General features: G+C 53.2%; 11 protein-coding genes. 3 read left to right on the forward strand and 8 right to left on the reverse strand.

What is annotated here, in order from left to right; genetic code table 11:
• Positions 1 to 32: 32 nt before the first annotated feature.
• Positions 33 to 575 (reverse strand): cyclic nucleotide-binding domain-containing protein, encoded by a 543-nt coding sequence (locus C7B82_RS12160; RefSeq protein ID WP_106256550.1) that lies wholly within the window; start codon positions 573 to 575, stop codon positions 33 to 35.
• Positions 572 to 1408, reverse strand: a complete 837-nt coding sequence (menH, locus tag C7B82_RS12165; protein ID WP_106256570.1) for a 2-succinyl-6-hydroxy-2,4-cyclohexadiene-1-carboxylate synthase — start codon at positions 1406 to 1408, stop codon at positions 572 to 574. The genes C7B82_RS12160 and menH overlap by 4 nt, the downstream gene beginning before the upstream one ends.
• 39 nt (positions 1409 to 1447) lie before the next feature.
• Between menH and C7B82_RS12170 the strand changes: the two genes are divergently transcribed.
• Positions 1448 to 2863, forward strand: coding sequence for a cytochrome P450 (locus tag C7B82_RS12170; protein ID WP_245939847.1), 1416 nt, complete (start codon positions 1448 to 1450; stop codon positions 2861 to 2863).
• A gap of 53 nt (positions 2864 to 2916) precedes the next feature.
• Here C7B82_RS12170 and C7B82_RS12175 read toward each other — a convergent pair whose 3' ends face one another.
• The 5 genes from C7B82_RS12175 to C7B82_RS12195 form a co-directional block, all read right to left on the reverse strand.
• A complete protein-coding gene (locus C7B82_RS12175) occupies positions 2917 to 3339 on the reverse strand; it encodes an FHA domain-containing protein (protein ID WP_106256551.1) in 423 nt (140 codons plus the stop codon).
• Between the two features lie 330 nt (positions 3340 to 3669).
• Positions 3670 to 4191, reverse strand: coding sequence for an FHA domain-containing protein (locus C7B82_RS12180; protein WP_106256552.1), 522 nt, complete (start codon positions 4189 to 4191; stop codon positions 3670 to 3672).
• 72 nt (positions 4192 to 4263) lie between these two features.
• Positions 4264 to 6903, reverse strand: coding sequence for a heavy metal translocating P-type ATPase (locus C7B82_RS12185; protein ID WP_281258966.1), 2640 nt, complete (start codon positions 6901 to 6903; stop codon positions 4264 to 4266).
• Positions 6904 to 7102: 199 nt separating this feature from the next.
• Entirely contained in the window at positions 7103 to 7801 is a 699-nt protein-coding gene (locus C7B82_RS12190; RefSeq protein ID WP_245939848.1) for a DUF2189 domain-containing protein, read from the reverse strand.
• 562 nt (positions 7802 to 8363) lie between these two features.
• On the reverse strand, positions 8364 to 9878 hold the full coding sequence (locus C7B82_RS12195; protein WP_106256555.1) for a CPBP family intramembrane glutamic endopeptidase: 1515 nt from the start codon (positions 9876 to 9878) through the stop codon (positions 8364 to 8366).
• Positions 9879 to 10275: 397 nt separating this feature from the next.
• Here C7B82_RS12195 and C7B82_RS12200 point away from each other — a divergent pair, with 397 nt between their 5' ends.
• Positions 10276 to 11613 carry a histidine phosphatase family protein gene (locus C7B82_RS12200; RefSeq protein WP_339375283.1) on the forward strand — a complete coding sequence of 446 codons (1338 nt, stop codon included), beginning with the start codon at positions 10276 to 10278 and terminating at the stop codon, positions 11611 to 11613.
• A 5-nt stretch (positions 11614 to 11618) separates the two neighbouring features.
• The gene (locus C7B82_RS12205; protein ID WP_106256557.1) at positions 11619 to 12977 is read left to right on the forward strand and encodes a dihydroorotase; all 1359 of its coding nucleotides are present in this window, start codon (positions 11619 to 11621) and stop codon (positions 12975 to 12977) included.
• Positions 12978 to 13027: 50 nt separating this feature from the next.
• On the opposite strand, the gene lepB is transcribed toward C7B82_RS12205, so the two are convergent.
• Positions 13028 to 13618: a signal peptidase I gene (gene lepB / locus C7B82_RS12210; protein ID WP_106256558.1), complete on the reverse strand. Its 591-nt coding sequence runs from the start codon at positions 13616 to 13618 to the stop codon at positions 13028 to 13030.
• Positions 13619 to 13862 lie beyond the last annotated feature (244 nt).

The following is a 13862-nucleotide window of genomic DNA, read 5'->3' on the forward strand; positions in this document are numbered from 1 at the left end:
TCCTCAGCCCCCAGCCTACCCTCTCCCCCTCCCTATCGCCCTTTCAGCCGTCGCAGCAGCCAGTCGAGCCGAGTTTCTGCCAGCGCCACATTGTCTTTGGCGTCTCGCGTTAAGTCATCTCTAGAGAGGTCAGTTGTTTCAGATTGGTTGTTGCTGCCGTAGCCAAGCTGGTTGACGGTCACGCGTAGTCGATTGGAGAGAAAAATGGCAAGTGCGCGGTAAAACCGGGATGCAAAGCCCACATCTTGACGGAGCTTAGTCGCAAGCTGTTCTCTAGGCAGCGAAAGGACGAGGGATGGTTGGGTGGCTGTGACGGTCGCAGACGGTGGACGGGTGTCAATAAACGACATTTCACCCACAACATCCCCACTCGACAGTTGGGCAATTTCACGATCGCCCATTGCCGCTACTGAAACGCTCAGCGTCCCTTCCAGCAAAATATAGAGGGTGTCGATCGGCTGCCCTTCATAAATCAGCACGGTGCCTGCAACCACGTCTTGCCGGACGGCTGTTTCAATCACCCAATCAATATCATCGTCATCCAGTTCACCCAGGATGAACAGAACTTTCTTCATGCGTTTGTAGTGTGCCTCATGCTACCAGGATAGTCTGTTCGCTTTCCTGAGTCACTGAAAAACGCTTGTACTGCTTTTATAAAGGCTGCTGTTTTTTCAAGATGGATGACGTGACCACACCCCGAAATCATTTCCAGTTGTATAGTTGCACAACCGTCAGCCATTGCTTGATTGATGGCACAAAACTTGCGATCGTCCTCGCCCACCAACAGCAGCGTTGGTGGTGTCTGTGGCAACAAGTCCCACAGCGATGGCTGTAAGCCAGTACTCAGACGGCGCAATGATTTTGCCAACTCCGACGGCCGATTGCGCGATCGCCGCTCTTGCACTTGCAGAAACGTAGGCTGGTGCCGCAGCGAGTAAAATAATGGCTGACTGTACCAGTGAACGAGAAAAGCAGGAAAATCTGCCTCCAGCCGATCGGCTAGCGCGTGGTCGTGGCGTAATCGTGCAGCTCGTTCGGTGGCGGTTGGCAGACCAGGAGACGCTGACTCCAGCACCACTTTGGGAAAGCGTTGGGGAAAATGCAGCGCCAGATAGAGTGCCAAACGCCCACCCATTGAGTAACCGACCAGGAAGCAGCGGGAAACCTGCAATTCATCGAGCCAAGCCACGATTGCATTAGCCGTCTTAGGCATGGTGTATAGCTCCTCTTCACCATCCACAACGGTTTCCCCATGACCAGGCAAATCAACAGCAAGACAGCAAAACTGTTCGGATAGATGAGCGATCGCGGCATCAAAATCGGCGCTACTGCCCAGAAAACCGTGCAAAAACAGCACCACTGGCAGCGCACGATCGCCTTGAAAAACAGAGTGGAATTGATATCCCATCGTTAATGCTGCACTGTTGAGGTTGAACGATTGTTGAAGTTGAACAAGAATGTTGAAGTTGAACAAGAAATGAGTGTGATGCCTTTACCAACGGGTCCACAAACGCCCTCACTGCTGCAAACGCTGGCTCTGGTTACCCAACCCATTGGATTCCTGGAGCGCTGTGCCCAGCGTTATGGCGATACGTTTACTACACGCGTGCTGGGCTGGCAGTCGCCGCCTGTCGTCTTTTTTGGCGATCCAACCGCGATCGCGCAGATCTTTACGGCTCCTGCGGGTCGCTTTGAGCTAGGCAAAGTAACCCATGTCTTTCGACCGCTGACGGGTGATCAATCTCTCATTATGCTGGATGGCGATCGGCACCAGCGACAGCGGCAGCTTCTGATGCCATCGCTGCATGGCGATCGCATGCGTACGTACGGTCAGCTCATCTGTGACATTACCCGTCAGGTCATTGGCGACTGGACGCTGCATCAGCCCTTTTCGATTCGCGCCTCCATGTCAGAAATTTCCCTTCAGGTGATCCTGCGGGTGGTCTTTGGCATGACGCCAGGTGTCCGCTATCAGCAGCTCAAACAGCTCTTGCATACCCTGCTAGAGTCGGTGACTTCGTCCCTCTATTCCAGTCAGTTTTTCTTCCCATTTTTGCAGCAGAACCTGGGTGCCTGGAGCCCCTGGGGCGCTTTTTTGCAGCAGCAACAGCACATTGATGCCCTCGTGTATGCCGAAATCCAGGAGCGTCGATCGCACGTTGATCCAGCGCAAGAGGATGTGCTGACGTTACTGCTGTCTGCCCGCGATGAGGACGGGCAAGGGATGACCGACCAAGAGCTGCGCGACCAGTTGATGACCCTGCTGCTATTGGGGCACGAAACAACCGCATCCTCTCTGTCCTGGGCGTTTTACTGGGTGCATGAGCAGCGATCAGTCCTCAAACAGCTGCGAGAAGAACTAGAGCCGTTAGGACAAGAACCAGACCCCGATCGACTGGCTCAACTGCCTTACCTCACCGCTGTTTGCAAAGAGTCACTGCGAATCTATCCGATCGCCCTCATTTCTCAGCCGCGCAAGGTGAAAGAACCAGTGCAAATTGGGGACAACACCTTTGACCCCGGCACCATTTTGATTCCCTGTATCTATCTCGCCCATCGTCGCGCTCAAACCTATCCCAACCCGGAACAATTTCGACCAGAACGGTTCCTGCACCAAAAATTCTCTCCTGCCGAGTTTCTGCCCTTTGGAGGCGGTGCGCGGAGCTGCATTGGGGCTGCGTTCTCGCTGTACGAGATGAAGCTAGTGCTGGCAACCGTCCTGACGTGCTACGACCTAACCGCAAGCCATCAAGGCACGGTCACTCCTGAACGACATGGCATCACCTTTGTACCATCGAAGCAATTTCGCTTGAGCGCGATCGCCCGGCACAGCCGTGTCAGTAGAGTGAATGCTGGCGTTTAGTCCAAGCTCAAGCCAGGGCGGCTCAAGTCAGGGCCCACAATCGTGTGCCCCGACTAATCTTCCGGATCGCCGATCATGTTGGGGCTAATCAGCGTAATGTCAAATTCGTCTGGCGGCACCGTCATGATGGCGTCCCGGTTCAGCGAGTAATAGATCGCACGTACTTGCGGTCCAAACACCACCTCATCCTCATTTTTCAAATCATGTGCCTGCAATTTCCGCCCATTGACGAGTAAGCCATTCGCACTAGATTTGCCTTTCAGGTTGCCATCGACAATACGGTAGTAATAGGTGCCGTCGTCGTTGAGTAGCTGCACCAGCGTGGCATGACGGCGTGAGACAAACTGAGAAACGAGGCGAATATCGCATTTCGGATCCCTGCCGATCGAGTAAACAGAACTATCCAGGACAAATTCGCGCCGTCCTTTGTCATCTTCAATAATCAGCAGATGGTTTTGATGCGGTTCTGAAGGCATTGAGCAATACGTGACGTGATTGAGTTTAAGCGGTGGCTAAGCTTGTTGCCCTACCGCTAAGCAGGTTCACTACACTCCCCGCCCAGCTTAATCGATCCGAGGCAACAATCAGTAGTTCGTGAAAAATTTAACAGAGCTATTTTGTCATCATAGCGTCTGTCGTAGACCCAAGACACGCGATCGCAGTGCACAAGATGCCCGTGGAGAAAAAAATTCTGGCCAGCGCAAAGCCTGGTAGATGCAGCCGCGGCAATGAAGCACCAGTCATCCGCAAATCGCTGAGGCCGTTGCTGTTCACTGCATGGTTAAACCCGCCCCATGAGCCAGTGTTTAACCGAATAAACGCCTACGTCGCAATTTCAAAAGCGATCGACGTGGCGGTTGCCGCTGCAAAGAAATGGGTAGACTGAGCGAATGGCGCTTCTGCCCGTTAGGCCCCGTATCACCAATCATCCCTGGACTAATCAACGTAATGTCAAATTCGTCAGACGGTTCAGTTAACACAGCATCACGATGGCACAAGTAGTAAATGGCGCGCACTTGTGGTCCAAAAACAACTTCATCTTCATTTTGCAAGTTGTGTGTGCGAAGACGATACCCATTCACCAAAAAACCATTTGAGCTCCGTCGGCCTTCCAAATCGCCATCCACAATGCGATAGCTGAAAGTACCATCGCCATTGGGCAAGCGCAGCAGCGTAGCATGACGACGGGAAACAAACAAAGACTCAAGGCAGATATCGCAGGTTGGATCTCTACCGATGGAATACTCGGAACCGTCCAGCACGACACCGCGCCGTCCGTTGTCATCTTCGACGATCAGCAAGTGACTTTGATAAGGTTCTGAAGACATGAGACGCTAGGAGGCTGTTGGTTTACTTGATACAGACAAGGCAGAAACAAGCCTTACTGAAACTACAACAAGCTACCTGGCTTTTCCAGATCGCTTCGATGCAGGAAAAGTGAGATACAGCAACAGGGAATTGGTCACGACGCTAACGGAACTAAATGCCATCATAGCGCCTGCCGCCGCAGGACTGAGCAAAAAGTTAGCAGTTGGCAAAAGTAAGCCTGCTGCTAAAGGAATGCCTAACACGTTGTAAATGAAGGCCCAGAAGAGGTTTTGGCGGATTTTATGGAAGGTCGCCTGACTCAAGCGGATGGACTCTACAACATCTATGAGGCGATCGCGCATAAGGATAATGCCTGCGGTTTCGACAGCGACATCAGTGCCAGAGTGCATGGCGATCCCAACATCCGCTTGCGCCAGAGCAGGCGAATCGTTGATGCCATCACCAACCATCGCAACGTTGTGCCCCTGCGCTTGCAATTGGGCAATGACCTTCGCTTTACCATCCGGTAGCATGCCCGACAAGATAGCGTCTGGAGGCAATGCCAGTGGCTGAGCGATCGCGGTGGCTGTCTCTTGCTGATCGCCCGTCAACAGCATGACATTGAGTCCCATCTGCTTCAGTGCGGCGATGGTTTCAACCGCATCCGGTCTGAGCGTGTCCGTTACAGCAATTAACCCTGCCAACCGTCCATTCACCGCCACATACACAACGGTCTTACGAGCGTTGAGTAAGCCATGCACGGAGGGTGTCATTACCGCATCAGCAACCACATTTTGTTGCACCAGCCAGGCTTGAGTCCCGATCACGACGGCTAGCGTCTCCGAAGCAGCCTCTATAGGCACGGTCACGATCGCCGCCACGCCCAACCCCGGTGCTGTCACAAAATCTCTCGCAGGCAATAACGACAGCGCCTGCTGCTGTGCTTGCTTCTGAATAGCGACCGCAAGTGGATGACGAGTGCCGCTCTCGACACTGGCAGCCAGTTGGAGGAGGAGGGAGGGGGTGAGGGGTAAGGGGTGTGGGGTAAGGGGTGTGGGGTGTGGGGTGACTGCTGACCCGTCGCTTGCTAAAACAAGGCAATCGGTTACGACTGGTTTGCCTGTGGTGAGCGTGCCCGTTTTGTCGAAGATGATGGTGTCTAGTTTATAAACCCGCTCCAGGACATCGCCCCCCCGAATCAGGAGTCCCCGTTCTGCGCCAATGCCAGAACCGACGAGAATGGCAGTGGGTGTAGCGAGTCCTAACGCACAGGGGCAGGCGACAACAAGCACTGCGATCGCCAGTTTGAGGCTGAGAATGAGGGGTGTGGGGTGAGGAATATAGCTCGCTTCCACTGTGTGGTGGAGTGAGGAGTGAGCCATTGTGTGCCCAGCGCTCAGGGCTAATTGTCCAGCATGCATCAAAGCATCACCCCAGAGGTGACTGCCAATGAAGTACCAGAAGAGGAAGGTGAGCGTGGCGATCGCCATCACACCATAGGTAAAGTAGCCAGCAACGGTATCGGCCAGTTTTTGAATGGGGGCTTTGCGGGTTTGGGCGGCTTCCACAAGAGCAATAATTTGTGCCAGCGTGGTGTCGTTGCCAGTACGAGTGGCACGCAGGGCGATCGTGCCCGTCTGATTCAGCGTCCCTGCAGCAACCCTATCGCCAGGCTGTTTCCAAACGGGAAGCGGCTCACCTGTCAACATCGATTCATCGACGGTGGTTTGACCGATCACCACGTCGCCATCAACGGGAATTTTGTCTCCCGGCAAAACTTGCAGCCATTCACCCAGTCGAACGCGATCGGCGGGAATTTCGATGAAGGAGGGGTATGGGGTATGGGGTGTGGGGTGTGGTGGGGCAGAGAATTTATCCCCCTGCTCCCCCGGCCTCTCGCTCACCTCTCCCCTCTCCTGCTCACCCCTCACTTTGATCAAGCGTGCAACGGTTGGTTGAAGGGCAAGTAACGTTTGAAAGGCACTGGCAGCACGATTTCTGGCTTGTTGCTCCAGGGTACGCCCCAATAGAATAAAGCCGACGAGCATGACGGGTTCGTCAAAGAAGCACTCCCAGCCCAGTTGAGGCACGAGTAGCGCGATCAGGCTGGTAAGGTAGGCGGTCAGTGTGCCCAGACTAACCAGCGTATTCATGTTAGGAGCGTTGCGTCGCAATCCTCGCCAACCGTCGATCAGCATCGATCGACCTGGCACTAAAAGCGCCACTGTTGCCAGCCCGCAGTGGAACCAGATATTGGTTAAGCCTAATGGAGCCAAAGCGGGAACATTGAAGCCACCCAACTGGTCAAGATGCCCGATGCCGGAGAACAACAGTAAGAGGGTTGCGATCGCTAAGCGCCAAAGCTGGCGCTGCGACTCTTCACGCCTCAAGGCTTGGGGATCAAAGCGATTACCTGTGGCATCGGCAGTTTCTCGGTCACGCGCAGACAGGCGAAGCTGAGACGGGAAACCCGCCTCGGTTAAGGCAATGGCTAAAACAGACGGTTTGAGAGCACCGTTCTCGTATTCAACCGTTGCCACCTCTGTTGCCAGGTTTACCGTTGCCGTCACGACTCCTTGACACTGCTGGAGTGCTTGCTCAACGGCTCGCACACAGCCAGCGCACTTCATCCCAGTGACATCCAGGGTCGCATTTTCTAATCTTGGTAAGGCGATCGCCGTATCAGCACGATCGTCCAGCAACAGCGTTGGCTTCGTAACGTCTAAAACCAATGGGAAACCTTCCACAAGCATCTACAGGGTTCTCTCTTGAGAGTAGATGAAGTGGAAGGCGATTGGTCAAAAATCATCAACTTTCTTTAAGCAAACGTGTCCCAAGTAGGGGCGCAAGGTCTTTTGCCCCTACTTGGGTAAAACAGTTCTCAGAAGCCACCTTAGGATTGCGATCACTTTCTAGAAGTCAGCTGAAGTTCTAGAAGTCAGATGATGCTGGCAAACCAACGATGTCAGCATAGGCGGCCGCGATCGCGCCGACAGAAAGAGGAATGGTAACCAGTAACCCAAGACCCAGAAGCAAAGCACCAGCGAAGTTGATCAACACCAACACAAACCCAAAACCGAAGAAGGAAAACCAATTTTTGGAAATGAGCTTGCGGCTAAATTCCATTGCATCCCAGAAGTTCATCTTTTTATCGAGCACCAATGGCAGGGCAAAGGTGTAAGAAACCGCCAGATAAATGCCGGGAATAATTAATAGCACAAAGCCCAGACCAATGAGCACGCCAGAAACCAGACTCACCAAGAACAACGGCACATAGTTGTTAAAGCCTCTGAAGAAATCCCCAAAGGCGGTTTCACGGTTGCGCAATACTTTAAACGCAACAATTAAAAAGCCTGCATTTAAGGGGCCAGAGATTAAAAGGCTAATGAGTGAGCCTACGGGAGAGGCAGCCTCATTTATTTTTGCCAGTACGAGGTTAATCAGCACTAAGACGACTGTAAAGCCAATGAACCCTCCAGCATTCTTCTTGAAGATTTCAAAACCACTGCTAATGTAATCGCCAATCTTGACTGTATAGCTTTTTTGAAGCAGACCTTCGAGACTAGTTGATCCGTAGCTTTCCATCGTTGTATGTCTCCAGAATGTACGATCTATATCTTTTTCAACCAACACTAAAAATAGTCTTTAGAGTTGCGTATGCGTCAGTTTTCAACAAATCTGATGAACCCCTCATGAGTCCATCATCAATTTACTCGTCGAAATTATTGAATGGAGTAATCACCAGAAAACTTAACTCATCAAGAAGCATCAGAAACAGTTTTCAGGCGGTGGTTCGATCATTGAGGGCGTAAAGCTGGATACATCCAATCGTTCAAGTCAACGCTTTAGACCTGCTCTTCATCGACCTAAAACCGGGAGTATAACCAAACACCAACCGAACTTGAAAGCCATTGAGTCAACCGATCGTCCGTTTTTCACACACAGCAGCCGACAGGCAATGCCAGCATGAACAGTAGTTCAACCTCTGCAATGTGGCATCAGGACAATTCATTCAGCTGGGAGATTAAAATCGCTTAACGCTTGCAACGCTAGCGGCACTAAATCAGTTGGATTACACAAACTGAACGATCTGCGTCTAGTTGAATGCACCTATTAATCACCGAACCTTGCTGTAAACAACAGTAGGATGACTACAGTTAACAAAAGTTTATGCTTAGCTCAAATTTCGTGGCTACTGTGAGCTACTGCCCAACACAAACAGACTCAGCAACGTGCCGCTATTCCATAAACTGTGCAGCAGCATGGACGAGAGCAGATTGCGCGATCGCGAGTAGACAAAGCCCAGCACCATCCCCAGCACCATGAGCGGCAACACTTCGGAAAGGCTGAGGTGAGCCAGGGCAAAAATAAAGCTGCTGAGGGTAATCGCACCCCAAACGGGCATATAGCGAGTTAGAGAGGGAAGCAAAAAGCCACGAAACAGAATTTCTTCAAACAGGGGAGCGGCGATCGCAGCCGTCACAAAAAATAAGATCAGAGCACCGTTATCTTTACCTTCCAGGGCGATCGGTAGAATGGGGTTGCTGCCGCCTTGCCCCTGCCAAATTTGTTGGTTCAGTAGCGAGATCAAAATGACCAGTGGCAACGCTGCAAAATAGCCACCCAGCCCCCACAGCAACCATTTGCCTCGGAGCTTGACCTGAAACCAACCTTCGGGCAGCGGTAAAAAGGCTCTGACAGAGACATACAGCACCACTAAACCACCCGCCGCCAGCAGCAAATAGTTCGCCAAAATGTAAAACGCTCTAGCACGCTCACCCAACCCTGCCGGATTAAAGCCCGAGGCCTGCTGCAGGAAGCCAAGCGCTAGCGGTAGTAGAATTTGCCCGACCAGGAAAAAGCCAAAAATTAAGACCTGCCAGACAATTTCCCCGTCCCACGGTACCGTCCAGGGCGCAATACCCTCTGGCGCGAGAAGAGACTGCTTTCGTCGCACCACCCATTGGCCGCCGAGAAAAAGCAGGATGCCAATCCCAATAAAACAACTAATGGTGGGAATGCCACCGACGATCGCCAAATTTGTGAGTGCTCGTTCTGCCGTTTGCTGTTGCGCTGCCTGCAATTCCGTCAGGGACTCTTGCCGTTGCTGGAGTTGATAGAGCTGAGCCAGCGATCGATAGCGAAACCAGCTATCCAGATTTTTCTTCAATGCCTGTTCGGCATCAGGCACCAAACGCGGGGGATCGCTCCAGAGTCCTGCCAACACTCCTGCTGTTTGACTGAGCGGTTCCAGACTCGCCTTGCCATCCGTTTCCTGAATAACGCCTGCCCACGTTTTTTGAGCTGTGGCTCCCTGTCTCTGCTGCACCTGAAGCACACCAAGTCTCAGATCCAGTTCGGCGAGCAACCGCTCTAGCTTCGGCAGCGACGCCTTTAGCGATGGATCAGCCGTCGGCGAGACAAGCAGCATCTGAGTTCGTTCCAGATTCTTTTGAGCAGACTGGCGTAGTTCCTCGTACTGCTTCGTTGCACCCTTGACGGGTTCACTGCCAATAATGCCTTGGCGAACCGATACCAGTCCTGGGTCATCGCCTTGCCACTCGGTTGCTTGCAATACCAGGTTTGTTTGGTACAGTTCCAGCCGACTTTGGAACTGGGGTTGACTCCAGCTTGCCAGCAAATCTTGACCGATGAGGGCGATCGCCAACACCGTTAAGAACGCCAACACGACCCGCTTAATTGTCATGAACCCTCAACTTAGCTATTAGCCGTTAGCTGTCAGCTAAAGACGGCTGGAACGTTTGCACTACAAACAAGGATCACAGATCCCGTAGAACGATTGTCGCTTAGATAGCGCAAAGGCTGTGCGCCAGACGGGGTAAAATTCTTCAGGAGGTGAGGGGAAGAGAGAAGAAAAGTTTTGAGTTTTGAGTAGCACTTCGTGCCGCTGCGCTAGAGAGTTTTGAGTTTGGGAATCACGCAAACCTCGGAGGTTTTAATCAAGCATCAAGCAGCGTGACCAACGTGGTGGTTTAAACCTCCGAGGTTTTAGTCCCCTCCGCTTCCCCTGCCCTGCTACAAACGAACCACCAACTACCAACACCTACACGCACTGGGAGGACAAACTTCTGACTACCCGCATCATCCTCGTTCGTCACGGCGAGAGTAGCTATAACGTTGAACGCCGCGTGCAGGGTCATGGTGACAAATCGACCCTTACTGAGGCAGGGCAACAGTCTGCCGATCGCGTGGGTGCAGCCCTGAGCGATCTCTCCTTTGATGCGGTGTATTGCAGCCCTCTGCGACGGGCAAAGGATACCGCCGATCGCATTCTGTCCCGCTTACAAAACCCACCTGCTACGCCACTGCAAACGACAGACAACCTGAAGGAGATCAACCTGATCTTGTGGGAAGGCCTGTTGTTTAAGGACGTTGCCACCAAGTATCCCGATGGTTACCGCGATTGGCAAACCCAGCCTCACAAGCTCAAGATGTCGATTCCTGGAGAGTCTGGAGAGACGGACTATTACCCGGTGCCAGCGCTGTTTGAGCAAGCCGCTACCTTTTGGCAAGAAATTTTGCCGCGTCATGCAGGACAAACCATCCTCTTGGTTGCCCACAGCGGCATTAATCGCGCCTTGATTAGCACTGCGATCGGGCTGTCGCGCGATCGCTACCAGTCGGTGCAACAGTCTAACTGCGGTATCAGCGTTTTGAACTTTGCCGGTGGCTTCGGCGATCCGGTGCAGATCGAGTCGATGAACCTGACTGCCCATCTAGGCGAACCATTGCCCAAGCCTAAAGCAGGTCAGCAGGGCTCCCGCTTTCTGCTGGTGCGTCACGGCGAAACCAACTGGAATCGCGACAAGCGGTTTCAGGGTCAGATCGATGTACCGCTGAACGAGAATGGACGGGCGCAATCACAACGAGCGGCAGAGTTCCTCAAAGCGATCCCCATTCATCATGCCGTCACCAGCCCGATGCTGCGTCCCAAGGAAACCGCCGAGATTATTCTGCAACATCATCCGGATGTGCGGCTCGACCTGGAGGACAACCTGAAAGAGATTAGTCACGGGCTGTGGGAAGGCAAGCTCGAAGCCGAGATTGAAGCAGGTTATCCCGGTGTGCTGCAACAGTGGCAACGATCGCCCGAAACAGTGCAGATGCCTGAGGGCGAAAATCTCCAGCAAGTGTGGGAACGGGCGATCGCAGCCTGGGACAGCATTGTGCAAACAGCAGCTAGCCGACCCGAACCAGGAACCACCCTGGTTGTTGCCCATGACGCCGTAAACAAAGCCATCCTTTGCTACGTCCTGGGCTTAGAGCCTGAGCATTTCTGGAACTTCAAGCAAGGCAACGGTGCGGTGAGCGTGATCGACTATGCCCAAGACACGGATATTCGACCCGTCATGATGGCAATGAATATCACCGTTCACCTGTCGGATGGCATTCTGGACAAGACGGCAGCGGGGGCGCTATAGAACCTATGCCCAGTGAACTGCTTCAACAAGTCCGAGTCATTGATCCCGTTTCAGACACCGATCGCATTGCCGATGTGCTCATTACAGATGGTGTGGTGACAGCGATCGAAGGGGCGATCTCTGACTACCCCAGCGAAACAAACGTGCTCGATGGTCGGGGCTTGATTCTGGGCACGGGACTGGTTGACCTCTACAGTCACTCAGGCGAACCTGGTTTTGAGGAACGTGAAACCCTGCAATCCCTTCTGCAAGCCGCCAGTGCAGGAGGCTTTACCCGCATTGCCATACTGCCAGATACCAACCCTGCTACGGATAACCCGGGCAGTGTTTCCTGGTTGCAAACACGCTGGCGGGAGGAGCGGGGAGCGGGGAGCAGGAGGAGCGCAGGGGAAGCAGAGGGAGCGGGATCGCGATCACAAGCTTCACACCTCACACCCTACACCCCACACCCTATCCCCTACCTCTACTGCTGGGGCGCATTAACTCTGGGCGTTCAAGGCCAGCAGATGACGGAGTTAGGTGAACTGTCAGCCACCGACATCGTTGGGTTTGCGGATGGCCGATCGCTCACTAGCTTGCTGTTGGTGCGTCGTTTGTTGGAATATCTGAAGCCGATCGCGAAACCGATCGCGCTCTGGGCTGCCGACCCAACCTTGAGCGGTAACGGCGTCATGCGTGAAGGGCAAGAGTCGCTGCTTTTTGGGCTGCCGGGGATTCCGGCGATCGCGGAGACAGCGGCTCTATCGGCACTATTGGAATGCGTTGAGGCGATCGGCACCCCCGTTCATTTGATGCGGCTTTCTACTGCCCGTGGAGTCATGCTGATTCAGGCTGCGAAGGCGCGTGGATTGCCCATTACTGCTAGCACGACCTGGATGCATCTGCTGCTGAATAGTGAGGCGATCGGCAGCTATGATCCCAATCTTCGCATCGCGCCGCCGTTGGGCAACCCTGCTGACCAGGAAGCGCTAGTGCAAGCGGTCAAAGAGGGCATCATCGACGCGATCGCGATTGACCACACGCCTTACACCTACGAAGAAAAGACCGTTGCTTTTGCAGAGGCACCCTCTGGCGCGATCGGGCTAGAGTTAGCGTTGCCGTCGCTGTGGCAAGCATTGGTCGAAACCGGACGCTGGACAGCGCTGGACCTATGGCGCAGTCTCAGCAGTCGCCCAGCCTTGTGTTTGCACCAAAAAGTAGCCGCGATCGCGCCCGGCCAACCTGCCGAACTGACTCTCTTCGATCCACAGCAAACATGGACAGTGGAAGCGCGATCGCTCAAGTCCCTTTCAGCCAATACGCCTTGGCTCCACAAGGAGGTGACGGGACGGGTGGTGAGAACGTGGGTAGGGGAGAAAGGATGAAGGCTAAAGGCTAAATATTTTAGCCTTTAGCCTTCATCCTTTAGCTTTTCTTACTTATAGTTCGGTTCTGGGGTAATTTCGCCCAGACGGTTCATGGGCCAAAAACGGACGATCGCCCGACCGATGATGTGGTTGCGTGGCACAAACCCCCAATAATGGCTGTCGTAGCTGTTGTTGCGATTATCGCCCAACACTAAGTAGGAGTCTTGCGGCACTGTCACAGGCCCATACTGGTATTGGGGGTTGTCGGCAATATAGTTTTCCTGGAGCGGCTTGTCGTTGATAAAGACGCGTCCACCTTTGACTTCCACCTTGTCACCTGGCAAACCGATGACGCGCTTAATGAAGGCATCGTGGAAGTTTTGCTTCTCTAGCGTATCGGTCGGTGAAAAGACGACGACGTCACCCCGCTGGGGATTTTTGAAGTGGTAGCCCAGCTTATCGACAATGAGTCGATCGTTGATCTGTAGCGTCGGCAGCATGGAGCCGGACGGAATATACCGCGCTTCAGCAACAAACGTCCGAATGCCAAACGCTAGCACCGCACTCAGGCCGATGGTTTTGAGCCCCTCCAACCAGGGATTCTCAGACGCTTTCTGAGGTGGCTTCTCGTCCGATACTTTGCCTTGTACTCGTGTCATAAAGAGTCAAATGTAGAATAGTCGCAGGCTTGAGTAAAAAGGAGGACTGACTTGCTTTGAAGCATGAACAGTAGAGGTGACCCGTCACAACATAAATGCAACTTTAAACCATCTCACCAGTTTATTTCGGAATTTAGCTCATGATGAAGGGGATTCTCCATGTAAGTTAGGACTTACGCATTGACAAAAGTAGCAATATCTGGGGTCAGGTAGCAATCGGTTTGGAGAGGTGTTCCAAAATGAA

It is taken from the genome of Stenomitos frigidus ULC18, from assembly GCF_003003795.1.
Classification (GTDB): domain Bacteria; phylum Cyanobacteriota; class Cyanobacteriia; order Leptolyngbyales; family Leptolyngbyaceae; genus Stenomitos; species Stenomitos frigidus_A.